Genomic DNA, 22,115 nt, shown 5'->3' on the forward strand with positions numbered 1-22,115 from the left:
TGACCCGATCACTGTGTTCCACGCTTGGGTGAGATTTACTCACCCGGTCGTGTGGTCGTCCGCTTCTCGGAGGTCGTGCGCCAGCAAGGCGACATAAAGGGAGAGCATCGACTCCGGATCTTCCAGCCGCACCCCGAGGACCTGCTCTATCCGGGCCAGCTGCTGGTAGTAGGCGGTGCGGGAGGTGTGCGCGGCCGCGGCCGCCGCCGACTTGTTGCCCCCGTGCTCGCAGTAATGCCTCAACGCCTGAACGAGTCTGCTGCCCTGTGCGGCGTCCCGGCTCAGCAGCGGGCCGAGCTCCCGCGCGGCGAACGCGGTGATCCGTTCGTCGCCCGCCAGCAGGTGCAGCAGCCCGCGCAACCGGACGTCGTCGAGGCGGTGGACCACCCTGTCGGCGTTCTCGGCGAGTGCCGCGGCGGCGACCTGGGCCGCTTCGACGAGGGTGCGGCGCGCCTCGGCGGGCCCGCTGCCCGTGGTCCCGACCGCGACCACGGCGGGAGCACCGGAGCGAGCTTCGTGGACGTCGGTCGCCAGCCGTCGCAGGACCGCGTCGACCCCCGCCTCCGGCGAGAGCGCGATCAGCGCGCGCACCTGCGTGTCGTCGGTGGCCACCAGCGCGGACACCTTGGCGCGCCGGGCGGCGAGCGCGGTCGCCTCGGCGAGTTCCCGCAGCAGCACCGGTGTCGACTGCGCGGTCTTGGTGGTCGCGGTGATCCGGGGCCGCACGGCGACCCCGACCAGCAACCGTCCCGTCAGCGGGACACCCAGCGCGGAGGCCCGCGCGGCCAGTTCGGCGGGCGGCACCGGATTCGCCAGCAGTTCGGTCAGGATCGCGCGGTGCGCCTGACGTTCGAGGCTGTCGGTGTCCTTGGCGACCAGCCGGTGGACCGCGAGCGCGGACGCGGCGCGTTCGGCGACCACGACGTGCCGGTGCGGCGGCGGATCCCCGCAGACGACGACCAGCCGTCCCCAGTCGTGCCCGCGCGCGCCGACCACGGTGATCAGCCAGCCCGCGCCCGGATGGAAGCCGGTGCGCTCGCCGACCTGCACCGGCCGCGACCGCGACGGCCAGCCGGGCAGCAGCTCACCGGGGTCGGTCCCCGCCGAGTCGTAGGCGAGGACCTCGTGCGACAGCGTCTCCAGCACGACGGGATGTTCGGTGAGCCTCGCGACCTCGCGCAGGATGTCGCCCGGTTCGGCGCCGGCGACCGTCAGCGCGGTGAAGGTCTCGTGGACCCGTTCCGCCGCGCGGAGTTCGGCGACCTGGGCGTCGACGATCAGCCCGTTCACCGCCTCGGTGACCGACACGAAACGCGTCTCCCGCGAGAGGGTGATCAGCGGGACGCCGTGCCTGTCCGCGGCCTCGACCAGCGAGGGCGGCAGCTTCTCGCTCCAGTGACGGACCAGTTCGACGACGACCCCGGCCACCCCGACGCCCGCCAGGTCGGCGACGTACCGGGCGAGCGCGGCGCCGTCGTCGGGCAGCGCGACCCCGGTGGTGAGCACGAGTTCCCCGCCGCGCAGCAGCGGGGCGATGTCCGCGACCTCGGCGACGTGCGCCCAGCGGACCGGCGCGTCCAGCCCCGCCGCCCCCGCCACCACATGGGGCCTGCCCTGACGCAGCACCGGCAGCGCGAGCACCTCGGCGACGGTCGGGTACATCGGCCTCCCACCTGGTCGGAACGCAGGAGACAGACTGTACGGCCGGGACCGGGAGTCCGTACACGTTGCCGATGGCGTCGGTGTGGCGCGCGCACCCAGACTCGACCGGGAGCAGGCACCCGAGCGGGAAGGCGGAACCGTGACCGACCGGATCAACCACTGGATAGACGGCAAACCGTGCGAAGGCGTGAGCGAACGATCCGGTGACGTGTTCGATCCGGCCACCGGTCAAGTGCGGGCGAAGGTCCCCTTCGCGGCGCAAGACGACGTCGACGCCGCCGTCGCGGCCGCGTCCCGGGCGCTGCCGGGCTGGCGCGGGACGTCGCTGGCCGGGCGGACGCGGGTGCTGTTCGCCTTCCGCGAGCTGCTTTCGGCGCGGCGTCACGAGCTGGCGAAGATCGTCACCAGCGAGCACGGCAAGGTCGAATCCGACGCGGCGGGCGAAGTCGCGCGGGCCATCGAGAACGTCGAGTTCGCCTGCGGTGCCGCGCAGATGCTCAAGGGCGGGTTCAGCGAGAACGCCTCCACCGGTGTCGACGTCTACTCGATCTCGCAGCCGCTGGGTGTGGTCGGCGTGATCTCGCCGTTCAACTTCCCGGCGATGGTGCCGCTGTGGTTCGTGCCGAACGCGCTCGCCTGCGGCAACACCGTCGTGCTCAAGCCGAGCGAGAAGGACCCGTCCGCGGCGATGTTCATCGCGGAACTGTTCGCCGAGGCGGGCCTGCCCGACGGCGTCCTCAACGTCCTGCACGGGGACAAGGCCGCCGTCGATGGGTTGCTGGAACACCGCGACGTCAAGGCGATCTCGTTCGTCGGGTCGACGCCGATCGCGAAGTACGTCTACGAAACCGGGACCGGGCACGGGAAACGCGTGCAGGCGCTCGGCGGCGCGAAGAACCACATGGTCGTCCTCCCGGACGCCGACCTCGACCTCGCCGCCGACGCGGCCGTCTCGGCGGGCTTCGGCTCGGCGGGGGAGCGGTGCATGGCGGTTTCGGTCGTCGTCGCGGTCGACCCGGTCGGCGACGAACTGGTCGCGAAGATCGCCGAGCGGATCACTCGGCTGCGCGTCGGCGACGGCAGGCGGCCCACCTCGGAGATGGGGCCGCTCGTCACCGCGGCGCACCACGAACGCGTCGAGTCCTATGTGGAAGCGGGGGTCGAAGCGGGTGCCCGGCTCGTCGTCGACGGCCGCGGCATCGAGGTCGACGGCGAGGACGGCGGGTTCTGGCTCGGCCCGACCCTGTTCGACCACGTCGACCCGGAGATGTCGATCTACACCGACGAGATCTTCGGGCCGGTGCTGGCTGTCGCGCGGGCCGAGGGTTACGACGCTGCGCTGGAGCTGATCAACGCCAACGCCTACGGCAACGGCACCGCGATCTTCACCAACGATGGGCGGGCCGCGCGGCGGTTCCAGAACGAGGTCGAGGTCGGGATGGTCGGCGTGAACGTGCCGATCCCGGTGCCGGTCGGCTACTACTCGTTCGGCGGCTGGAAGGACTCGCTGTTCGGGGACAGCCACGCCTACGGGCCGGAGGGGTTCCACTTCTTCACGCGGACGAAGGTGGTCACTTCGCGGTGGCCGGATCCTTCGCAGGGCGGTGTCAACCTCGGGTTCCCGCGCAACAGCTGACGCCTCCCCTGGGCAGCACCTCACCGCCACTCTGATGTCGCGAAAGCCACTTTCGCGACATCAGACGTCCCGAAAGTGGCTTTCGCGACACCCGGAGCCGAAAGGCGAGCGACCCGCCCCCTTTGCCTCACATCCGCCAGGAATGGCCCGTTACCGGCAAAATTTGCCAGTAACGGGCCATTCCTGGCATCTGGCGGGCTGGCCTTCACCGCCCGAGAGAGCGCAGGGTGGACGAGTCAGCCGAGGAAGCTTCAGGAGGCTCCATGTCCGCACAGCCCGCCCGTCACTCCGGAACGTTCGCCCTCGGCGGTGATCTGCCCGTCGTCCGCCTCGGGTACGGAGCGATGCAGCTGACCGGCCCCGGGGTGTGGGGCGACCCGAAGGACCCCGACGAAGCCGTACGCGTGCTTCGCCGCGCCGTCGAACTCGGGGTCACGCTCATCGACACCGCCGACTCCTACGGTCCGTTCGTCTCCGACCACCTCATCAAAGCCGCCCTCCACCCGTACGCCGACGACCTCGTCATCGCGACCAAGGTCGGCTTCACCAGGCAGGGACCCGGCCAGTGGACCGTCGTCGGCAGGCCGGAGTACCTGCGCCAGCAGGTCGAGCTGAACCTCCGTCACCTCGGCGTCGAACGGATCGACCTGCTGCAGCTGCACCGCATCGACCCCCAGGTACCGGTGGCCGACCAGATCGGCGTGCTCGCCGAGCTGCGGGAAGAAGGCAAGATCCGGCACCTCGGGCTCTCCGAGGTCGGCGTGTCCGACGTGATCGAGGCACAGAAGACGGCACCGATCGTGTCGGTGCAGAACCTGTTCAACCTCGGCAACCGCCGCGCCGAAACCCTGCTCGACCACGCCACCGAACACGGCATCGGCTTCATCCCCTGGCATCCGCTGGCCACCGGCGAACTCGCGGGGGAGAAGAGCCCGCTCGTCGCGCTGGCGAAGGAACACGGACGCTCGCCGTCGCAGCTCGCGCTGGCGTGGCTGCTCAAGCGGTCACCGGTCATGCTGCCCATCCCGGGGACCTCGTCGGTCGCGCATCTGGAGGACAACGTCGCCGCCGCGGAGATCGAGCTGACCGACGCCGAATACGACGCGCTTTCCGCCGCCGCGAGCTGAGGGGACCGGGCGCTTTCCTCGCGATCCATGCGGGGAAAGCGTCCTTCAGCTCCCCGGGCATTATGCCTTCCGTAAACTCGTTGTGAGGACGAGCCGAGGGAGGTGCGGATGGCCAACGCGGAAGAGCGCCGTTTCGAAGTGCTGCGCGCGATCGTCGCCGACTACGTGTCCAACCAGGAGCCCGTCGGATCCAAGGCGATCGTCGACCGGCACAACCTCGGGGTGTCCAGCGCCACCGTGCGCAACGACATGGCCGCGCTCGAAGAAGAGGGCTACATCACACAGCCCCACACCAGCGCCGGCCGCATCCCCACCGACAAGGGGTACCGGCTCTTCGTCGACAGGATCGCCGAGGTCAAACCGCTCAGCTCGGCCGAACGCCGGGCCATCACGGCCTTCCTCGACAGCGGCACCGACGTCGACGACGTCCTGCGCCGGTCCGTCCGGCTGCTCGCCCAGCTGACCAGGCAGGTCGCGGTCATCCAGTACCCGATGATGACCAATTCCGCTGTCCGTCACCTGGAAGTGGTGCCGCTCACCCCCGCCCGGCTGATGCTGGTGCTGATCACCGACTCCGGCCGCGTCGACCAGCGCACGGTCGACCTCGGGGACGTCATCACCGAGGAGAACGTCGGCAGGTTGCGCACGGTGCTCAACGGGGCACTGGCGGGCCGTCGCCTCTCCGAGGCCGCGGCGGCCGTCGCCGAACTGCCCGAGAAGTCGCCGGGCGAGCTGCGCGACAACCTCACCCGCGTCTGCACGGTGCTGGTGGAATCGCTGGTTGAGCACCCCGAGGAGCGGCTGGTGCTCGGCGGCACGGCGAACCTCACCCGCAACGTCTCGGACTTCCCCGGATCACTGCGGCAGGTGCTGGAGGCGCTCGAGGAGCAGGTCATCGTCCTCAAGCTTCTCGCGGCCGCGCGCAACCCCGGTGCGATCACCGTGCGCATCGGTGAGGAAAATGAAGACGAGCAGATGCGCAGCACCTCGGTGGTGTCCATCGGCTACGGCATGGACGACCTGTTGCTGGGCGGGATGGGCGTCGTCGGGCCCACCAGGATGGACTACCCGAACACCATCGCCGCGGTGCGTGCGGTGGCGAACTACGTGGGGCAGATCCTCTCCGGCCGCTGAACGCGGTGGTGAGGGCCAAAGCAGAAGGAGAAGGCGAAGACGGTGGCGAGGGACTATTACGGCATTCTCGGGGTTGCGAAGAACGCGACGGATCAGGAGATCAAGCGCGCGTACCGCAAGATGGCCCGGGAACTGCACCCCGACGTCAACCCGTCGGAAGACGCCCAGCACCGCTTCGGCGAGGTGACCACCGCCTACGAGGTGCTGTCGGACCCGCAGAAGCGCAAGGTCGTCGACCTCGGCGGAGACCCGATGGACGGCGGCGCGCGCGGTGGCGGCGGCGGAGACCCGTTCTCGGGCTTCGGCGGCCTTGGCGACATCATGGACGCCTTCTTCGGCGCGGCCGGAGGTGGCGGCGGCCGCGGTCGTGGCCCGCGCAGCCGCGTGCAGCCCGGCTCCGACGCGCTCATCCGCCTCGGCCTGACGCTGGAGGACTGCGCCACCGGCGTCGACCGCGAGATCACCGTCGACACCGCCATCGTCTGCGACCTGTGCCGCGGCGCCGGCGCGGCCGAAGGCACCGGCACCAAGACCTGCGACACCTGCGGCGGCTCCGGCGAGGTCCAGTCCGTGCAGCGGTCCTTCCTCGGCCAGGTCGTCACCGCCCGCCCCTGCCCGGTCTGCCGCGGCTTCGGCGAGGTCATCACCGACCCCTGCCGCCAGTGCGGCGGCGACGGCCGTGTCCGCTCCCGCCGCAACGTCACCGCCAAGATCCCGCCCGGCGTCGGCGACGGCATGCGCATCCGGCTATCCGGCCAGGGCGAGGTCGGCCCCGGCGGCGGCCCGGCCGGCGACCTGTACGTCGAGATCGACGAGGCACCGCACGAGGTGTTCGTCCGGCAGGGCAACGACCTGCACTGCAACTTCCGCATCCCGATGACCACCGCCGCCCTCGGCGCCACGGTGCCCATCGAGACGCTCATCGACGGCGACTACGAACTCGACATCGAGCCGGGCACCCAGCCCGCCACCGAACTCGTGCTCACCGCCAAGGGCATGCCGCGACTGCGGTCCTCCGGCCGCGTCGACGGCCGCGGCGACCTGCACGTCCACATCGACGTCGTCGTGCCGACCAAACTCGACGACGCCCAGCGCGACCTCCTCGTCGAACTGGCCCAGCAGCGCGGCGAAGACGTCCCTTCACTTTCTTCGAACGGCTCCAAGCCCGGCGGGCTGTTCTCCAAGCTGCGCACCAAGAACCACCGGTAACCCGTGCCCGAGACGACACTGCCGGTCTTCCTCACCGACGCGCTGCCCGGATCCGGGCGCACCACGCTCGACGGTGAGGAAGCCCGGCACGCCGCCACCGTCCGGCGGCTGCGCGTCGGTGAACGTCTCGTGCTTTCCGACGGCGAAGGCGGCATGGCGCGCTGCGTCATCGAAGCCGTGCAGGCGGGCCGAGACGCGGCACTCACCCTCGCCATCGAAGAACACTGGACCGAGGAACCACCCGCACTCCGCGTCCTCGTCGCCCAGGCGCTCGCCAAAGGCGACCGCGGCGAACTCGCCGTCGAACTCGCCACCGAAGCAGGCGCCGACGCGATCATCCCCTGGCGCGCCGCCCGCAGCGTCGCCCGCTGGGAAGAAGGAACCCGCGGCGACAAAGCCCTCACCCGCTGGCGCACCACCGCCCGCGCCGCCGCCAAACAAGCCCGCCGCGCCCACCTCCCCGAAGTCACCGAACCCGCCACCACCCGCGAACTCGCCGAACTCGCCCAGACCGTTTCCCGCGCACTGGTCCTCGAATCCGGCATCACCACCCGCCTCACCGAGATCGAACTCCCCGCACAAGGCGACATCCTCCTCATCGTCGGCCCCGAAGGCGGCATCACCGACGAGGAACTCACCACCCTCACCGACGCCGGCGCGACCGCCATCCGGTTGGGCCCCACCGTTTTGCGCACCTCCACCGCCGCCGCCGTCGCCCTCGGCGCACTCGGAGTTCTCACCGACCGCTGGAAGTAAAAAAACACCCCACTAATTTGCGGCCGGTTATGGCGCGATCACGCAAACAGCCGTTACTCTCGTTAACTGACGCGCAACACACGGTTTCGGCGCGCCACTGGGGTCAAGCCCAGTCGCGCGCGTGAATCCCCGCCGGGCACCTCCCCCCTCGGTCCGGCGGAGCCGCGGCGGCGGTGGAGCGACCCCCAGGCTCCACCGCGCCGCGGCGTCTTCATTTCGGGGGCTTCGCAAATCGCTTCGCTCATTGCTGCGCCCGAAATTCGACGCCGCGGCGCGGTTCCGCGTGCCTGTCCGGGGGGCCGACCCCCCGGACCCCCCACGGTGCGGTCGGCGGCGGTTGGCGGCCGGGAGACGAAGCAAAGCGAAGCGTGCGTAGGTGGGGTGGTGACCGGCGTAGGGCCTGGCGGCCCTCGCCTGGTGAGATCCGGCTCCAAGCACGTGAGATCCGTCTTTGAGCACGCGAGATCCGGCTCCAGTCACGCGAGATCCGGGTCTGATCACGTGAGATCTGGGGGATAGGGTTAGGGGATGAGTGACGCGGAGACGTTGTTCGAGCGGATTGTGGCGGGCGAGATTCCGTCCGACAAGGTTTATGAGGACGCGACGACGTATGCGTTTCGGGACATAGCGCCGCAGGCGCGGGTCCATGTGCTCGTGGTGCCGAAGAAGCGGTACCGGAATGTCGGTGAGTTGGCGGCGGCGGAGCCGCAGTTGCTGGCGGATATAGCGCTCGCGGCGCGTAAGGTCGCGGAGCTTGAGGGGATCGCGGAGTCGGGTTATCGGGTGGTGTTCAACACCGACGGTGACGCCGGGCAGACGGTGTTTCACGTGCACGCGCATGTGCTCGGTGGCGAGCAGCTGGGGCATTTCGGCCGATGAAGGTCACGAGCCGGAGAAACCGGACTGCGTGCCGCCACCCGCAACCAGTAACATCGACCTTGTCAGTGTCGTTGAAAATCGCAGCGTAAGCGCAGGAAGTAGGCCAGAGGCCACGTGGCCGGAACCGTACCGGGTGAAGCCGCCCGACCCGACGTTCCCGCGGACGTCACCCCGACGAAGGCCGACGAGGCCGCCGTCACCGAAGCGGCCCAGTCCCGATTCCCCATCCCCGACGCCGCCGCGCTCAGCCTGCTCGGCTCGAGGGACGAAAATCTCCGCGTCGCCGAAGAACTCCTCGCCGCCGACGTCCACGTCCGCGGCAACGAGGTCACCCTGACCGGCGCCCCCGCCGACGTCGCCTTCGCCGAACGTGTCTTCGCCGAACTCGTGACGCTCGCCGGCCGCGGCCAGCAGGTCGACCCGGCCACCGTCCGCCGCACCGTCGGCATGCTCACCACCGGTGACTCCGAGTCACCGGCCGAAGTGCTGAGCATGAACATCATCTCCCGGCGCGGCAAGACCATCCGGCCCAAGACACTCAACCAGAAGCGCTACGTCGACGCCATCGACAAGCACACGATCGTGTTCGGCATCGGCCCCGCCGGTACCGGCAAGACGTACCTCGCCATGGCCAAGGCCGTCCAGGCGCTGCAGGCCAAGCAGGTCAGCCGCATCGTGCTGACCCGGCCCGCGGTCGAAGCCGGTGAGCGCCTCGGCTACCTGCCGGGCACGCTCAACGAGAAGATCGACCCGTACCTGCGCCCGCTCTACGACGCGCTGCACGACATGGTCGAGCCCGAGTCGATCCCCAGGCTGATGCAGGCGGGCACCATCGAGATCGCGCCGCTCGCGTACATGCGCGGCCGCACCCTCAACGACGCCTTCATCATCCTCGACGAAGCGCAGAACACCACGCCGGAACAGATGAAGATGTTCCTCACCCGGCTCGGGTTCGGCGCCAAGATCGTCGTCACCGGCGACGTCACCCAGGTCGACCTCCCCAACGGCCAGAAGAGCGGCCTGCGGGTGGTCCGGGACATCCTCGAAGGTGTCGAGGACCTGCACTTCGCCCAGCTCACCAGCCAAGACGTGGTGCGCCACAAGCTCGTCGGCGACATCGTCGACGCGTACGAGAAGTGGCAGGCCGTGCAGGACAGCAAGGACCAGGGCCGTCAGAACCAGGGCAGTGGCTGGAAAGGGCAGCGGAGATGAGGACTGAGCGCCCGTTGCCCGAGTTGACCAAGGCGCGCGCGTTTCCGGCCGAAGGCCCCGCTAATGCGGAGGCAGGCCGAAGGTCTGTCTACGGATTAGCGGTCGCGCGCAGCATCGGGGATGAAAAATGAGCATCGAGATCGCCAATGAATCGGGCGTGAACGTCGACGAGACCTCCATCGTGTCGGCCGCGCGGTTCGCGCTCGACAAGATGGAGGTCAGCCCGCTCGCCGAGCTGTCCATCCTGCTCGTCACCCTCGAGGTGATGGAAGACCTGCACGAACGGTGGATGGACCTGCCCGGTCCCACCGACGTGATGGCCTTCCCGATGGACGAGCTCGACTCGTCGCGCCGCCCCGACGCGCCCGACGCCTCACCCGCGCTGCTCGGCGACATCGTGCTCTGCCCGGCGTTCGCGAAGGACCAGGCCAAGACGGCCGGGCACGGGCTGATCGACGAGCTGCACCTGCTCACCACGCACGGTGTGCTGCACCTGCTCGGCTACGACCACGCCGAACCCGCCGAAGAACGTGAGATGTTCGGTCTGCAGAAGCGGATCCTCGGCGAGTTCCAGGCGGCCGTCACCGCGCACAACCGCCGTGACGCGCAGCGCACCGCGGACGACAGGCTCCTCGGCACCGCCGGTCTGGACACCGCGCCCGCCGAAGAACCCCCCGCCTAGGCGGGCCGCGGACATGGGTAGTCCCACGGCCCTGCTGCTCATCGCGATCGCGTTGATCCTGCTCGCCGGGGTGTTCGCCGCCGCCGACGCGGCGGTCAGCACGGTCTCCAAGGCCCGGGCCGACGGTCTCGTCCGGCTCGGGCGCCCCGGCGCGCGCCAGCTCGCGCTGGTCATCGCCGAACGCCGCCGCCACATCAACCTGATCCTGCTGCTGCGGATGACCTGCGAACTGACCGCCACCGTGCTGGTCACCGTCGACATCCTCGGCTGGATCAGACCGCTGTGGCTCGCCATCGTCGTCGCCGCGGGGGTGATGGTCGTGGTGAGCTACGTGCTCATCGGCGTCGGCCCGCGCACCCTCGGCCGCCAGCACCCGTACCGGATCGGCCTCGTCGTCGCGGGCCCTGTCCGCGTCCTCGGGTCCATCCTCGGCCCGCTCAGCAGGCTGCTGATCGTCCTCGGTAACGCCATCACCCCCGGCCGAGGCTTCCGCGAAGGCCCGTTCACCTCCGAAGTCGAGCTGCGTGAACTGGTCGACCTCGCCCAGGAACGCGGCGTCGTCGAGGAATCCGAACGCGAGATGATCCACTCGGTGTTCGAACTCGGCGACACCGTCGCGCGCGAGGTCATGGTGCCGCGCACGGAGATCGTCTGGATCGAGCACGACAAGACCGTGCGCCAGGCGCTCGCGCTGGCCCTGCGCACCGGGTTCACCCGGCTGCCGGTGATCGGCGACTCCGTCGACGACGTCGTGGGCGTCGTCAACATCAAGGACCTCATGCCCGCCTATATGGCCGAGGGCGGTTCGCAGCGGCTGGTCGAGGAGCTGATGAACCCGGCGAGCTTCGTGCCGGACTCGAAGCGGCTCGACGACCTGCTCAAGGAGATGCAGGTCTCGCACAACCACATGGCCATCGCCGTCGACGAGTACGGCGGCACCGCGGGCCTGCTCACCATCGAGGACATCCTCGAGGAGATCGTCGGCGAGATCACCGACGAATCCGACACCGACGAGCGCCCCGAGGTCGAGGAACTCGAGAACGGCGCGGTCCGCGTCTCGTCCCGGCTCTCGATCGACGACCTGGGCGAACTGTTCGGGATCGACCTCGAAGACCACGACGTGGAGACCGTGGGCGGGCTGCTCGCCGAGCGACTGGGTAGGGTCCCGCTGCCGGGGGCCGAAGCCGAGGTCGCCGGACTTCGGCTGTTCGCCGAAGGCGGTAAGGACCGGCGCGGGCGGATGCGGATCACCACGGTGGTCGTCCACCCCGCCGACGCGGACGCGGTGACCGACGCAGCCCAGGGCAGGCGCCGCACCCGGGTCCCGCAGCCCGATGAAAGTGACAGGAGTGTCGAACATGCCTGAGCTGGACGCCGAGGACGAGAAGCTGGTGACCCTGGCCAGGTCCGCGCGAGCCCGCACCCAGGCCGAGGAAGGCGCCGCGCTCCGCGACACCGACGGCCGCACCTACGCGGCGAGCACGGTCGACCAGCCGTCGTTCAAACTCACCGCGCTGCAGGCCGCCGTCGCCGCCGCCGTTTCGAGCGGAGCCGAAGGAATCGAAGCCGCCGTCGTGGTCAGCGCCGAAGGCCTGCTCAAGGAGGCGTCCGTGCACGCGGTGCGCGACATCGCCGAAGAGGCGCCCATTTATCTCGCCGACCCCAGTGGCAAGGTGCTGAACTGATGACCGAGCCGCACCGTTCCGGTTTCGCCTGCTTCGTCGGGCGGCCCAACGCGGGCAAATCGACGCTGACCAACGCGCTCGTCGGCAGCAAGGTGGCGATCACCTCCAGCAAACCGCAGACCACCCGGCACGCCATCCGCGGCATCGTCCACCGCGACGACGCCCAGCTGGTGATCATCGACACACCGGGCCTGCACCGGCCGAGGACACTGCTCGGCGAGCGGCTCAACGACATCGTCCACTCGACATGGTCCGAAGTGGACGTTGTCGGGCTTTGCGTGCCCGCCAACGAAAAGGTCGGTCCCGGTGACCGGTTCATCGCCGCCGAACTCAAGAAGATCGCCAAGCGAACCCCGGTGATCGGCATCGTCACCAAGACGGATCTCGTGAAACCCGAACAGGTCGCCGAGCAGCTGCTCGCCCTGCAGGAGGTCATGGAGTTCGCCGAGCTCATCCCGGTGTCCGCTGTGGACGGTTTCCAGGTCGGCGCGCTCGCGGACCTGCTGGTGCGACACCTTCCCGAAGGCCCCCAGCTGTATCCGGGCGGTGAACTCACCGACGAGCCCGAGCAGACGCTGGTCGCCGAGCTGATCCGCGAGGCCGCCCTGGAAGGTGTCCGGGACGAACTCCCGCACTCGATCGCCGTCACCGTCGAGGAAATGCTGCCCCACGAGGGCAGGGACGACATGATCGACGTGCACGCGTTCCTTTATGTGGAAAGACCGAGTCAGAAGGGCATCATCCTCGGGCACAAGGGTGAGCGCTTGAAGGACGTCGGCGCCCGCGCCCGGCAGCAGATCGAGGGCCTTCTCGGCACGAAGGTCTACCTCGACCTCCACATCAAGGTAGCCAAAGAGTGGCAGCGCGACCCCCGTCAGTTGCGACGGCTGGGCTTCTGACTTAACGGAATGTCTCGATTCGGTCGCGGAGACCGGTTGATGGTGTGGAACCGGACGGGTGACCTTAGAGTCTCATTCCTCGACTCCGGTGATCGCTGATCGGGCGGCGGCGCGCGGGGCGATTTCCACATCTCATTCGTGAAGGGAAAGCGGTAAATGACCGACAACCAGGGCCTGCCCAACTACTCCGGCGACCCTCAGGGCGGTGGCGGCTTCAACAACCCCGGCCCGCCGCCCAACAACAACCTGGTGTGGGCGATCCTCACCACGATCCTGTGCTGCCTGCCCTTCGGCATCGTCGCGATCGTCAAGTCGAACCAGGTGAACACCCTCTGGGCACAGGGCCAGCCCGCGGCCGCGCAGGAAGCGGCCGACGCCGCCAAGAAGTGGTCGATCATCGCGGCCATCGTCGGTGGCATCCTCATCGTTCTGTACGTTGTCCTGGTCGTCTTCCTCGGCGTCTTCGCGGCTTCGGTGGACGTGAACAACTACCGCTGACAGCGGTGATCGAGGGGGAGACCTCATGACCGACCAGTACCCGAACTACCCGCCTCCGGGCGGGCCACCGCCGCAGCAGCCGTACTACGGCGGCATGCCGAACTACGGTCCGCCGCCGGACAACAACCTGGTGTGGGCCATTCTCTGCACGGTGTTGTGCTGCTTGCCGCTGGGTATCGTGGCGATCGTGAAGTCGAGCCAGGTGCAGACGTTGTGGGCGCAGGGTTTCCACGCCGAAGCGCAGAAGGCCGCCGACGACGCGAAGAAGTGGTCCATGTGGGGAGCGATCGCCACCGGCGGTCTTTTCCTGCTGTACATCATCTTCATCGTCGTGATGGTCATCATCGGCGCGTCGGCGGGAAGCTTCACGCCGTGACGACGTCCGTCTACACGGGATTCCCGGCGCGCGGGTTCAAAGCACGGACCCGCGCGCTGGGACCACCCCTGGCCATCGCCGCCGGCGCCGCGGCGGGCTGCGTCGTCCTCTGGCTGGGCGATCCCACCACCCCGGGCGGGCCGCTTCCGGTCTGTCCCACCAAAGCCCTGCTGGGCATCGCGTGCCCCGGCTGCGGTGGCATGCGCATGGTCTACAGCGCGCTGCACGGCGATATCCCCGCCGCGCTGCACTACAACGCGGTGTCCTTTGTGGTCCTTCTGCTGCTCGTCTGGAGCACCGTCGCCTGGGCTGTCGGCAGGCTCCGCGGCCGTTCGGTGGACAGCTGGCTGCACTGGCGCTGGACGCCGCTCGCGTTCGGCGTCGTGTTCGTCGTCTGGTTCGTCATCCGTAACCTGCCCTTCGCCCCGTTCACCTCGCTGTACGTCTGAGTGCCGGGCCGAGCCCCGGATCGTCGGTGGCACCGAGTACGCTCCCGCGCACCGGTCTGCTCGGCGTGCACCCATGCCGTACATTCAGCCCGGTTCGCCGCACGAGGCCCCGTGCGCCAGGGGCAGAGGAACCAGCGAGGGGATTTCGATGACCACTCCCTACGGCCAGCAGCCGCCGGGACAGCAGCCGCCACCCGGATCCGGGCCCCCGCCGGGGGACGGGCAGCAGCAGTCACCGCAGCCGCAGCAGCCGTTCGGACAGCCGCCATCGGGAGAGCAGCCCTCGCCGTTCGGGCAGCAGCCTGAGCAGCCTTCGCCCTTCGGCCAGCAGCACTCGCAGCCTCAGGGTGATCAGTCTTCGCCGTTCGGGCAGCAGCCTTCACAGGGTGAGCAGCCTTCGCCCTTCGGTCAACCGGCCTCCGGCGAGCAGCCGTCGTCGCCGTTCGGCCAGCAGCCGCAGCAGCAGTCGCCCTTCGGCCAGCAACCCCAGCAGCCGTTCGGCGCGCAGCAACAGCAGCAGTCGCCGTTCGGGCAGCAACCCCAGCAGGCGTCGCCGTTCGGCCAGCAGCCGGGCCAGCCTTCGCCGTTCGGGCAGCCGGGCCAGCAGGCGCCGTTCGGCCAGGCCGCCCAGTTCGGCCCGCAGACCGACTACGCCCACTGGGGCCTGCGCGCGGCCGGGACCCTGATCGACTTCGGTCCGATCGTCGTGCTCCCGATCATCGGCTCCATCATCTCCGCGACGGGGTCCTACACGTTCGGCATGATCATCGCCGGTCTCGGGTACCTCGCAGGACTCGGCTGGACCATCTACAACCGGTGGATCCAGATGGGCACCACCGGCCAGTCGCTCGGCAAGAAGATCATGAAGATCAAGCTCGTCCGCGAGAGCGACGGCCGGCCGATCGGCCCGCTGATGGCCTTCGTCCGGGACCTGTGCCACAACCTGGACGGCTGGGTCTGCGGTCTCGGTTACCTCTGGCCGCTGTGGGACCCGAAGAAGCAGACTTTCGCCGACAAGATCCTCAGCACCGTCGTCGTCCCGGGCGAAGCCGACGCCGCGCTCGCTTCGGCGCCGTTCGGCCAGTCCCCGGGATTCCCGGCGCCGTCGTCGTCTTCGCCGTCGTTCCCCGCGCAGCCCTCACCGTTCGGCCAGCAGCAGCCGCAGCAGCCGTTCGGCGCGCAGCAGCCCCAGCAGCAGCCGGGCCAGTTCGGTCAGCAGCCCCAGCAGCCCTCACCGTTCGGTCAGCCGTCGCAGCCGTTCGGGCAACAGCCGTCGCAGCCGTTCGGTCAGCCGTCGCCGGGAACCGCGGCGCCGTCCCCGGAGTCCCAGCCCGGACCGGCCTTCGGCGAGCCGGAGCCGACCCAGGTGCTCCGCCCTGGTCAGCCGCCTCAGCAGGCACCGTCCGGGTTCGACGAAGCCGAGCCGACGCAGAAGATCACGCCGGAGCAGCTGAGGCAGCGGTTGCCCGGTGGTGCGGACGGGCCGAACGGGCCTGGAACGCCGCAGCAGTAAGGAAAGACCGGCGGGATCCACCCGCCGGGAAACGCGACGACAGTGGGGAACCCGATGACGAACCCGTACGGCCAGCAGCCCGGCTACGGCCAGCAGCCGCCCTATGGCCAGCAGCCTCAGCCCGGATACGGACCTCCGTCCGGTGCGACGCCCTCGCCGTACGGTCAGCCCTCCGGTGCGACGCCCGCACCGTACGGTCAGCCTTCGGGTGCGACCCCCATGCCGTACGGTCAGCCGGCGCCTTACGGCCAGCCTTCCCCGTACGGTCAGCCCGCGCCCTACGGCGCTCCGGGTGGTATGCCCGGTGGCGGCGACATCAACTCGATCCCCGACTACAAGGGCTGGGCGATCGGCTGCATCTTCCTCTGCTGGATCATCGCGATCTTCGCGATCATGAAGTCCAACGAGGTCAACACCTACAAGATGCAGGGCAACTACGCCGCCGCCATGGACGCGTCGAAGTCGACGAAGACCATGTGCATGATCGCCTCGATCATCGGCGGCGTCGGCTGCCTGTTCTCCATTCTCTGGATCATCCTGGCCGCCGCGACGGCGTTCTAGCTCTCACCGAAAGAACAACGAGGACCATTCACCATGACCAACCCCTATGGCCAGCAGCAGCCCTACGGACAGCAGCAGCCCGGCTACGGGCCGCCTTCCGGTGGCATGCCCGCTCCCTATGGCCAGCCGGCTCCCTACGGCGCGCCGTCCCCCTATGGTGCGCCGGGCGGCATGCCCGGTGGTGGCGGCGACATCAACTCCATCAAGGACTACAAGGGCTGGGCGATCGGCTGCATCTTCCTCTGCTGGATCATCGCGATCTTCGCGATCATGAAGTCCAACGAGGTCAACACCTACAAGATGCAGGGCAACTACGCCGCCGCCGCGGACGCGTCGAGGTCGACGAGGACCATGTGCATGATCGCTTCGATCATCGGTGGCCTCGGCTGTCTCTTCGCCATCGTGATGATCGTGATCTCGATCGTCGCGGCCGCGTCCGTGCCCAGCTGCTACGGCCGCTACTGCTGATTCCGGGGCGCGCCACCCCGATGTCGGTCCCTGGTGGGACGATGTCGGGGTGGTGAACCTCTATCGCGACACCGGAGTGGTGTTGCGGACGCACAAGCTGGGTGAAGCCGATCGGATCATCACCCTGCTCACGCGGCGGCACGGCAAGGTCCGTGCGGTCGCGAAAGGCGTGCGTCGGACGTCATCGCGCTTCGGCGCGCGGTTGGAGCCGTTCGGCCACGTCGACGTCCAGTTCTACACCGGCCGCTCCCTCGACGTGATCACCCAGGTCGAGACGGTCGATGCCTTCGCGTTGCCGCTGGTGGCCGATTACCAGCGCTACACCGCCGCCAGCGCCATCGCCGAGACGGCGGACAGGCTGTCCGCCGAAGAGGGCGAGCCGGTGCTCAAGCTCTACATGCTCGTCGTCGGAGCCCTTCGGGCGCTCGCGGGCGGCGAACGGGACAGCTCCCTCATCCTCGACGCCTTCTTCCTGCGGGCCATGGCCTACGCGGGGTGGGCGCCCGCGATCACCGAATGCGCCCGCTGCGGCCTGCCGGGACCGCACAAGGCGTTCAGCGTGTCCGCCGGCGGCTCGATGTGCCCGGATTGCCGGGTTCCCGGCTGCGTCCATCCCTCGCATGAGGTCCTGACCCTGCTCGCGGCGCTCCTGCACGGCGAGTGGCCGGTGGCCGAAGCGTCGCTGCCGGTGCCGCGGCGGGACGCGTCCGGCCTGGTCGCGGCGCATCTGCAGTGGCATCTGGAGCGCCAGTTGCGCTCGCTGCCGCTGGTGGAGAGGCGTGCGCGGGAGAGCGCCACCGGAGCGCAGTAGGGTCGCAGGCACAGGTTCACTCGATCAGGAGGCTCGAAGGTGCTGCGCAGGGGACGCGAGAACAAGGCGTCACAATTCGAACTTCGCGCGCCGGAGCCGCATCCGTCCGGTGCCCGGCCGCCGGAGATCCCCAAGGAACTCCTCCCGAAGCATGTCGCGCTGGTCATGGACGGCAACGGCCGCTGGGCCAACCAGCGAGGACTGCCGCGGATCGAAGGCCACAAACGCGGTGAAGCGGTGATGATCGACGTCGCCAGCGGTGCCGTGGAGCTGGGCGTCAAATGGCTGTCGGTGTACGCGTTCTCCACCGAGAACTGGAAGCGGAGCCCGGAAGAGGTCCGCTTCCTGATGGGCTTCAACCGCGACACCATCCGCCGCCAGGTCGACTACCTCGGCTCGATCGGCGTTCGCATCCGCTGGGCGGGCCGTCGCCCGAAGCTGTGGGCGAGCGTCATCAAGGAACTGCAGGTCGCCGAGGAAAAGACCAAGGACAACACGGCGCTGAACATGACCATGTGCGTCAACTACGGCGGCCGTGCCGAATTGGCCGACGCGATGAGCAGGATCGCCAAGGACGTCGCCGACGGGAAGCTGAACCCGGACAAGGTCACCGAGAAGACCATCGGGAAGTACCTGTACCAGCCCGACATGCCCGACGTGGACCTGTTCCTGCGGCCGTCGGGGGAGCAGCGGACGTCGAACTTCCTGCTCTGGCAGTCGGCCTACGCCGAGATGGTCTACCAGGACACGCTCTTCCCGGACTTCGACCGCACCCACCTGTGGCGGGCGTGCCTCGAGTTCGCGAAACGGGACCGCCGGTTCGGCGGGGCCATCGACCAGGCTTCGGAAGGAACCTCATGACGACCGAAGCGGCGGACACGGCGGCTTTGCTCACCGCGGCGCGAGAAGCCCTCGAGCGCTATCTCGAAGTCCATGTTGACGACGACGGCGCGCTGACCTTCTCGCACGCGGACGTCCCGTGCGTCATCCAGGCGACCCGGCTGGCCGAAGGGCTGACCGTGCTGAGCCTGACCTGCGTCGTCGCCTGGGATCTGCCGGACGACCCGGCGATCGCGGCCTCGGCGGCGGAACGCGCCGGGCAGGGCCTGTTCGGCACGCTCGGTGTCGTGCGTTCGGAGAAGGGGATCGACATCACGCTGAGGTACGCCTTCCCGGCCGAGGGCATGGACGCCTCGCCGCTCGGGACGCTGCTCATGCTGGTCGTGTCGACCGCTTCGCAGCTGCGCTCCGACTTGCTGGGCAGCGCCACCGGGGACTGACCGCCGGGACTCTGGGTCACCTGGCATCATTTCGCGCATGGAAACCATTTCCAAGAGCGCCCCGGAGCAGAAGCCGGTCCGGCGGTTCAAGATCACCTCGATCGAGGTGCTCTGCGCGATCCTGCTGATCGCGATCCTCGGGCAGAGCTGGCTCCAGCAGGTGTTCGACGTGCCCGCGCTGCGGACCGGCTCGACGGTGTTCGTCGCCGTCTGCGTGCAGGCGCTGCCGTTCCTGGTGCTCGGGGTACTGATCAGCGGCGCGATCGCGGCGTTCGTGCCCGCGCGGGTGCTGGAGAAGGTGCTTCCCCGCCGGGCCGGCGCGGCGGTCGGTGTCGCGGGGCTGGCAGGGGTCGCCCTGCCGGGATGTGAATGCGCTTCGGTGCCTGTCGCGCGGCGGCTGATCGGCCAGGGTGTCGCGCCCGCGGCCGCGCTGACGTTCCTGCTGGCCGCGCCCGCGGTGAACCCGGTGGTGCTGGTCGCGACGGCGGTGGCGTTCCCCGGGAACCCGGAGATGGTGTTCGCCCGGTTCGCCGGTTCGCTCGTCACGGCGATGGTGATGGGCTGGCTGTGGGCGAAGTGGGGCAAGCTCGACTGGATCGCGGAGCGGGCGCTGCGGCGCATGCCGGACGTCCAGCATGGTTCGCGGTGGAAGACCTTCGCCGAGACCGCGCGGGCGGATCTGGTCGAGGCGGGCGGGTTCCTCGTGCTCGGCGCGATGATCGCGGCCGCGATGAACGTGCTGGTGCCCGCCAAGTGGTTCGGCGTGCTGGGGGAGCAGATCGTGCTCGGGGTGCTGGTGATGGCCGTGCTCGCCGTCGTGCTGGCCCTGTGCAGTGAGGCCGACGCCTTCGTCGCCGCGTCGCTGACCGCGATGCCGCTGCTGCCGAAACTGGTGTTCCTCGTGGTCGGGCCCGCGATCGACGTGAAGCTGTTCGCCCTGCAGACCGGCACCTTCGGCAAGTCGTTCGCGCTGCGGTTCGCGCCGGTGACGTTCGTCGTCGCGCTGTCCTGCGCCGTCGTGTCGGGCGTGCTCATCCTGGGAGGTGGCGCGTGAAACGCGAGACCCAGAACATCCTGCTGATCCTGCTCGGCGGGGCGCTGCTCAAGATCACGATCAACGGCGACTACCTGCGCTACGTCAAACCCGCGCAGCAGCCGTGGATCATCGCCGGTGGCACGATCATGGTCGCGCTGGGCGCGGTCGCGATCATCCGCGACCTGCTGGCAGCGCGGGCCGCCGCCGCTTTGGAGGTTCACGCGCACGACCACAACACCCGTTCGGCCTGGCTGCTGATGGTGCCGGTGCTGGCCGTCTTCCTGGTCGCGCCGCCCGCGCTGGGTGCCGACTCGGTGAACCGGACCGAGGCAAGAGCGCCGCAAAGCGCCTCGGCGAGCAACGCGGCCGCCTTCCCGCCGCTGCCCGCCGGTGACGTGGTGCCGCTGGAGGTCAACGACTTCGTCAGCCGGGCGGGCTGGGACAAGAGCGGGACCCTGAACGGGCGCGTGGTGCGGCTGTCCGGATTCGTCGTGCACAACGAGGGCAACACGATGCTGGCCAGGATGGTGATCGGCTGCTGCGCGGCCGACGCCTACCCGATCACCGTGCGGCTGGTGGGCGACGGCGTGTCGGGCTTCGGCGACGACACGTGGCTTGAGGTGACCGGGACGGTCGTGCCGGGCACGGCGGTGCGGGCGAACAGCTACATGCCGGACTTGACGCTCACTTCGGTGCGGCAGGTGCCTGCGCCGAAGGACCCTTACGAGTACTGAGGCCTGGATGTCATGACCTACGACCTGGAGTGGGTGGACCTACCGGAGCCGGCCGCGGCCGCCCGCGACCGTTACGAGGCTTGTCTCTTCGGCTGCGAGCACGTTCCCCGCTGCTCGGGCTTGTACTTCGAACTGGCCGAGCCTTTCCAGTTCCACCTCAACATCATGGGGATGGCGGTGTGCCGGGCGGGTATGCGGCGCACGGCGATGACCTATGAAGCGGAATACCGTCCGTTTCCCGCGTGGCCATTCACCGACACCGAGGACTGGCTGTCGGCGGGCCAGGACCGCCGCGACGAGTACCTCCGTGCCGAGCGCGCCGCCTCGGCGCAGACGGTCGCGGGAATGGCCGGGATCCCGGAGTTCAAGCTAATGAGCAACGGGCCGTGGATCGTCGGCGCCCGAGAGATCAAGCAAGCGCTCGAACGCTACGAAACGGCTTCCGCGGCCCTGCGCTCGGAGCTGGAGGCCGACGAACTCTGGCGGAAGTGGCTCGCCTGGCTGCGCGAGACCGCGGGCCACGGCGGGTTCATCGTGGACTGACCGGATGTTATGAATGGGACTTTCATCGCAAAATTTGCGATGAAAGTCCCATTCATAACACGGGGCGTCAGTGGTTCGAGCAGGTCCCGACGATCTCCACGGTGTGGCTGATGTCGGAGAACCCGTGCTCCGAAGCGATCTTCTCGGCCCAGCGCTCGACGGCGGGCCCTTCCACCTCGACGGTGCTCCCGCAGACGCGGCACACCAGGTGATGGTGGTGGTGCGACGAGCAGCGCCGGTAGATGGCCTCGCCGGTGTCGGTGCGCAGGACGTCGATCTCGCCGGCCTCCGAGAGCGACTGCAGCGTCCGGTACACCGTGGTGAGCCCGATGCCGTCGCCGCGTTTGCGCAGCTCGTCGTGCAGTTCCTGGGCGGAACGGAAGTCGTCGATCGCCTTGAGCAGCTCGACCACGGCGGCCCGCTGTTTCGTCGACCGGCGTCCCGGCACCGGCGCGGAACTGTTGGCCGTCGTCGGACTCATGCTCACTTCCCCTCCTGAACGTGGGCTACGGCGTCCACCACGATATGCGCAAGGTGATCGTCGACCAGCCGGTACACCACCTCGCGGCCGCGTCGCTCACCCTGTACGACACCCGCCGTCTTGAGCACCCGCAGGTGCTGGCTGATCAGCGGCTGCGCGACATCGAGTGTGTCCACCAATTCGTGTACGCACCTGTCCGCGTTACGCAGCTGCAGGACGATGGCGATGCGTACGGGCGCGGCGAGGGCCCTGAGCAGGTCGCCGGCGTCCGCGAGGGCGGCGGCCGAGGCCGACGTGGCGGGTTCGGCGAGGGGGCGGGCCGCCGAATGCGGTCCGGGGTCTTCCGTGACGCCAGGGGCGGCCGAATCCGGGGTCACCGTAGCCATCGCCGCCTCCATGTCCATCATGATTTCCGAAGTCATTGCCAGTAACAGTCCAGCCCATCTTAGTGTTCCCGCCCGTGAGGGTCTGTTCGCCGACCGGG

Annotated in this window: 26 protein-coding genes; 23 read left to right on the plus strand and 3 right to left on the minus strand. The window is 69.1% G+C overall.

Annotated features, from left to right (window positions below; translation table 11 throughout):
* Positions 1-39: 39 nt before the first annotated feature.
* Complete coding sequence (locus ACZ6YV_RS26520) at positions 40-1,662, minus strand: PucR family transcriptional regulator (RefSeq protein WP_465512181.1); 1,623 nt, start codon at positions 1,660-1,662, stop codon at positions 40-42.
* A gap of 139 nt (positions 1,663-1,801) precedes the next feature.
* Here ACZ6YV_RS26520 and ACZ6YV_RS26525 point away from each other — a divergent pair, with 139 nt between their 5' ends.
* From ACZ6YV_RS26525 to ACZ6YV_RS26635, 23 genes are all read left to right on the plus strand, one after another.
* A complete protein-coding gene (locus tag ACZ6YV_RS26525; protein ID WP_465512182.1) occupies positions 1,802-3,298 on the plus strand; it encodes a CoA-acylating methylmalonate-semialdehyde dehydrogenase in 1,497 nt (498 codons plus the stop codon).
* 263 nt (positions 3,299-3,561) lie between these two features.
* Positions 3,562-4,425 carry an aldo/keto reductase gene (locus ACZ6YV_RS26530; protein WP_465512183.1) on the plus strand — a complete coding sequence of 288 codons (864 nt, stop codon included), beginning with the start codon at positions 3,562-3,564 and terminating at the stop codon, positions 4,423-4,425.
* Positions 4,426-4,533: 108 nt separating this feature from the next.
* Positions 4,534-5,559: a heat-inducible transcriptional repressor HrcA gene (gene hrcA / locus ACZ6YV_RS26535; protein ID WP_026466623.1), complete on the plus strand. Its 1,026-nt coding sequence runs from the start codon at positions 4,534-4,536 to the stop codon at positions 5,557-5,559.
* A gap of 42 nt (positions 5,560-5,601) precedes the next feature.
* Positions 5,602-6,768 (plus strand): molecular chaperone DnaJ, encoded by a 1,167-nt coding sequence (gene dnaJ / locus ACZ6YV_RS26540; protein WP_465512184.1) that lies wholly within the window; start codon positions 5,602-5,604, stop codon positions 6,766-6,768.
* Positions 6,769-6,771: 3 nt separating this feature from the next.
* Positions 6,772-7,524: a 16S rRNA (uracil(1498)-N(3))-methyltransferase gene (locus tag ACZ6YV_RS26545; protein WP_465512185.1), complete on the plus strand. Its 753-nt coding sequence runs from the start codon at positions 6,772-6,774 to the stop codon at positions 7,522-7,524.
* A gap of 528 nt (positions 7,525-8,052) precedes the next feature.
* Complete coding sequence (locus ACZ6YV_RS26550; RefSeq protein ID WP_465512186.1) at positions 8,053-8,403, plus strand: histidine triad nucleotide-binding protein; 351 nt, start codon at positions 8,053-8,055, stop codon at positions 8,401-8,403.
* 114 nt (positions 8,404-8,517) lie between these two features.
* Complete coding sequence (locus tag ACZ6YV_RS26555; RefSeq protein ID WP_465512187.1) at positions 8,518-9,615, plus strand: PhoH family protein; 1,098 nt, start codon at positions 8,518-8,520, stop codon at positions 9,613-9,615.
* Between the two features lie 127 nt (positions 9,616-9,742).
* A complete protein-coding gene (gene ybeY, locus ACZ6YV_RS26560) occupies positions 9,743-10,297 on the plus strand; it encodes an rRNA maturation RNase YbeY (protein ID WP_465512188.1) in 555 nt (184 codons plus the stop codon).
* Positions 10,298-10,310: 13 nt separating this feature from the next.
* The gene (locus tag ACZ6YV_RS26565; RefSeq protein ID WP_465512189.1) at positions 10,311-11,663 is read left to right on the plus strand and encodes a hemolysin family protein; all 1,353 of its coding nucleotides are present in this window, start codon (positions 10,311-10,313) and stop codon (positions 11,661-11,663) included.
* Complete coding sequence (locus ACZ6YV_RS26570; protein WP_465512190.1) at positions 11,656-11,982, plus strand: cytidine deaminase; 327 nt, start codon at positions 11,656-11,658, stop codon at positions 11,980-11,982. Before ACZ6YV_RS26565 ends, ACZ6YV_RS26570 begins: the two co-directional genes overlap by 8 nt.
* Entirely contained in the window at positions 11,982-12,881 is a 900-nt protein-coding gene (gene era / locus ACZ6YV_RS26575) for a GTPase Era (protein ID WP_378241868.1), read from the plus strand. The genes ACZ6YV_RS26570 and era overlap by 1 nt, the downstream gene beginning before the upstream one ends.
* A gap of 156 nt (positions 12,882-13,037) precedes the next feature.
* Positions 13,038-13,379: a CD225/dispanin family protein gene (locus ACZ6YV_RS26580; RefSeq protein WP_465512191.1), complete on the plus strand. Its 342-nt coding sequence runs from the start codon at positions 13,038-13,040 to the stop codon at positions 13,377-13,379.
* Positions 13,380-13,404: 25 nt separating this feature from the next.
* Positions 13,405-13,755, plus strand: a complete 351-nt coding sequence (locus ACZ6YV_RS26585) for a CD225/dispanin family protein (RefSeq protein WP_378241866.1) — start codon at positions 13,405-13,407, stop codon at positions 13,753-13,755.
* Positions 13,752-14,204, plus strand: coding sequence for a DUF2752 domain-containing protein (locus ACZ6YV_RS26590; RefSeq protein ID WP_465512192.1), 453 nt, complete (start codon positions 13,752-13,754; stop codon positions 14,202-14,204). The genes ACZ6YV_RS26585 and ACZ6YV_RS26590 overlap by 4 nt, the downstream gene beginning before the upstream one ends.
* A 148-nt stretch (positions 14,205-14,352) precedes the next feature.
* Positions 14,353-15,717 (plus strand): RDD family protein, encoded by a 1,365-nt coding sequence (locus ACZ6YV_RS26595; protein WP_465512193.1) that lies wholly within the window; start codon positions 14,353-14,355, stop codon positions 15,715-15,717.
* Positions 15,718-15,771: 54 nt separating this feature from the next.
* Positions 15,772-16,278 carry a CD225/dispanin family protein gene (locus ACZ6YV_RS26600; RefSeq protein ID WP_465512194.1) on the plus strand — a complete coding sequence of 169 codons (507 nt, stop codon included), beginning with the start codon at positions 15,772-15,774 and terminating at the stop codon, positions 16,276-16,278.
* A gap of 33 nt (positions 16,279-16,311) precedes the next feature.
* Complete coding sequence (locus ACZ6YV_RS26605) at positions 16,312-16,746, plus strand: CD225/dispanin family protein (RefSeq protein WP_465512195.1); 435 nt, start codon at positions 16,312-16,314, stop codon at positions 16,744-16,746.
* Positions 16,747-16,795: 49 nt separating this feature from the next.
* Positions 16,796-17,557: a DNA repair protein RecO gene (recO, locus tag ACZ6YV_RS26610; protein ID WP_378241861.1), complete on the plus strand. Its 762-nt coding sequence runs from the start codon at positions 16,796-16,798 to the stop codon at positions 17,555-17,557.
* 39 nt (positions 17,558-17,596) lie between these two features.
* Entirely contained in the window at positions 17,597-18,418 is an 822-nt protein-coding gene (locus ACZ6YV_RS26615; protein ID WP_465512196.1) for an isoprenyl transferase, read from the plus strand.
* A complete protein-coding gene (locus tag ACZ6YV_RS26620; protein ID WP_378241859.1) occupies positions 18,415-18,837 on the plus strand; it encodes a hypothetical protein in 423 nt (140 codons plus the stop codon). The genes ACZ6YV_RS26615 and ACZ6YV_RS26620 overlap by 4 nt, the downstream gene beginning before the upstream one ends.
* 37 nt (positions 18,838-18,874) lie before the next feature.
* Positions 18,875-19,891: a permease gene (locus tag ACZ6YV_RS26625; RefSeq protein WP_465512197.1), complete on the plus strand. Its 1,017-nt coding sequence runs from the start codon at positions 18,875-18,877 to the stop codon at positions 19,889-19,891.
* On the plus strand, positions 19,888-20,607 hold the full coding sequence (locus ACZ6YV_RS26630; protein ID WP_465512198.1) for a TIGR03943 family putative permease subunit: 720 nt from the start codon (positions 19,888-19,890) through the stop codon (positions 20,605-20,607). The genes ACZ6YV_RS26625 and ACZ6YV_RS26630 overlap by 4 nt, the downstream gene beginning before the upstream one ends.
* A 12-nt stretch (positions 20,608-20,619) precedes the next feature.
* Positions 20,620-21,150 carry a hypothetical protein gene (locus tag ACZ6YV_RS26635; RefSeq protein WP_465512199.1) on the plus strand — a complete coding sequence of 177 codons (531 nt, stop codon included), beginning with the start codon at positions 20,620-20,622 and terminating at the stop codon, positions 21,148-21,150.
* A 67-nt stretch (positions 21,151-21,217) separates the two neighbouring features.
* Here the strand turns inward: ACZ6YV_RS26635 and ACZ6YV_RS26640 are convergent, their stop codons facing one another.
* Positions 21,218-21,631: a Fur family transcriptional regulator gene (locus ACZ6YV_RS26640; protein WP_465512271.1), complete on the minus strand. Its 414-nt coding sequence runs from the start codon at positions 21,629-21,631 to the stop codon at positions 21,218-21,220.
* Positions 21,632-21,633: 2 nt separating this feature from the next.
* Positions 21,634-22,017, minus strand: coding sequence for an ArsR/SmtB family transcription factor (locus ACZ6YV_RS26645; RefSeq protein WP_465512272.1), 384 nt, complete (start codon positions 22,015-22,017; stop codon positions 21,634-21,636).
* Positions 22,018-22,115: the final 98 nt, after the last annotated feature.

This window comes from Amycolatopsis sp. NPDC102522 (assembly GCF_055584485.1).

Excerpts from the sequence above, each read along its gene's own strand:
- ACZ6YV_RS26520 (WP_465512181.1), bottom strand. The coding sequence starts at position 1,662 with ATGTACCCGACCGTCGCCGAGGTGCTCGCGCTGCCGGTGCTGCGTCAG.
- ACZ6YV_RS26530 (WP_465512183.1), top strand. The coding sequence starts at position 3,562 with ATGTCCGCACAGCCCGCCCGTCACTCCGGAACGTTCGCCCTCGGCGGT.
- hrcA (WP_026466623.1), top strand. The coding sequence starts at position 4,534 with ATGGCCAACGCGGAAGAGCGCCGTTTCGAAGTGCTGCGCGCGATCGTC.
- ACZ6YV_RS26550 (WP_465512186.1), top strand. The coding sequence starts at position 8,053 with ATGAGTGACGCGGAGACGTTGTTCGAGCGGATTGTGGCGGGCGAGATT.
- ybeY (WP_465512188.1), top strand. The coding sequence starts at position 9,743 with ATGAGCATCGAGATCGCCAATGAATCGGGCGTGAACGTCGACGAGACC.
- ACZ6YV_RS26565 (WP_465512189.1), top strand. The coding sequence starts at position 10,311 with ATGGGTAGTCCCACGGCCCTGCTGCTCATCGCGATCGCGTTGATCCTG.
- ACZ6YV_RS26570 (WP_465512190.1), top strand. The coding sequence starts at position 11,656 with ATGCCTGAGCTGGACGCCGAGGACGAGAAGCTGGTGACCCTGGCCAGG.
- era (WP_378241868.1), top strand. The coding sequence starts at position 11,982 with ATGACCGAGCCGCACCGTTCCGGTTTCGCCTGCTTCGTCGGGCGGCCC.
- ACZ6YV_RS26580 (WP_465512191.1), top strand. The coding sequence starts at position 13,038 with ATGACCGACAACCAGGGCCTGCCCAACTACTCCGGCGACCCTCAGGGC.
- ACZ6YV_RS26585 (WP_378241866.1), top strand. The coding sequence starts at position 13,405 with ATGACCGACCAGTACCCGAACTACCCGCCTCCGGGCGGGCCACCGCCG.
- ACZ6YV_RS26595 (WP_465512193.1), top strand. The coding sequence starts at position 14,353 with ATGACCACTCCCTACGGCCAGCAGCCGCCGGGACAGCAGCCGCCACCC.
- ACZ6YV_RS26600 (WP_465512194.1), top strand. The coding sequence starts at position 15,772 with ATGACGAACCCGTACGGCCAGCAGCCCGGCTACGGCCAGCAGCCGCCC.
- ACZ6YV_RS26605 (WP_465512195.1), top strand. The coding sequence starts at position 16,312 with ATGACCAACCCCTATGGCCAGCAGCAGCCCTACGGACAGCAGCAGCCC.
- ACZ6YV_RS26620 (WP_378241859.1), top strand. The coding sequence starts at position 18,415 with ATGACGACCGAAGCGGCGGACACGGCGGCTTTGCTCACCGCGGCGCGA.
- ACZ6YV_RS26625 (WP_465512197.1), top strand. The coding sequence starts at position 18,875 with ATGGAAACCATTTCCAAGAGCGCCCCGGAGCAGAAGCCGGTCCGGCGG.
- ACZ6YV_RS26635 (WP_465512199.1), top strand. The coding sequence starts at position 20,620 with ATGACCTACGACCTGGAGTGGGTGGACCTACCGGAGCCGGCCGCGGCC.
- ACZ6YV_RS26640 (WP_465512271.1), bottom strand. The coding sequence starts at position 21,631 with ATGAGTCCGACGACGGCCAACAGTTCCGCGCCGGTGCCGGGACGCCGG.
- ACZ6YV_RS26645 (WP_465512272.1), bottom strand. The coding sequence starts at position 22,017 with ATGGCTACGGTGACCCCGGATTCGGCCGCCCCTGGCGTCACGGAAGAC.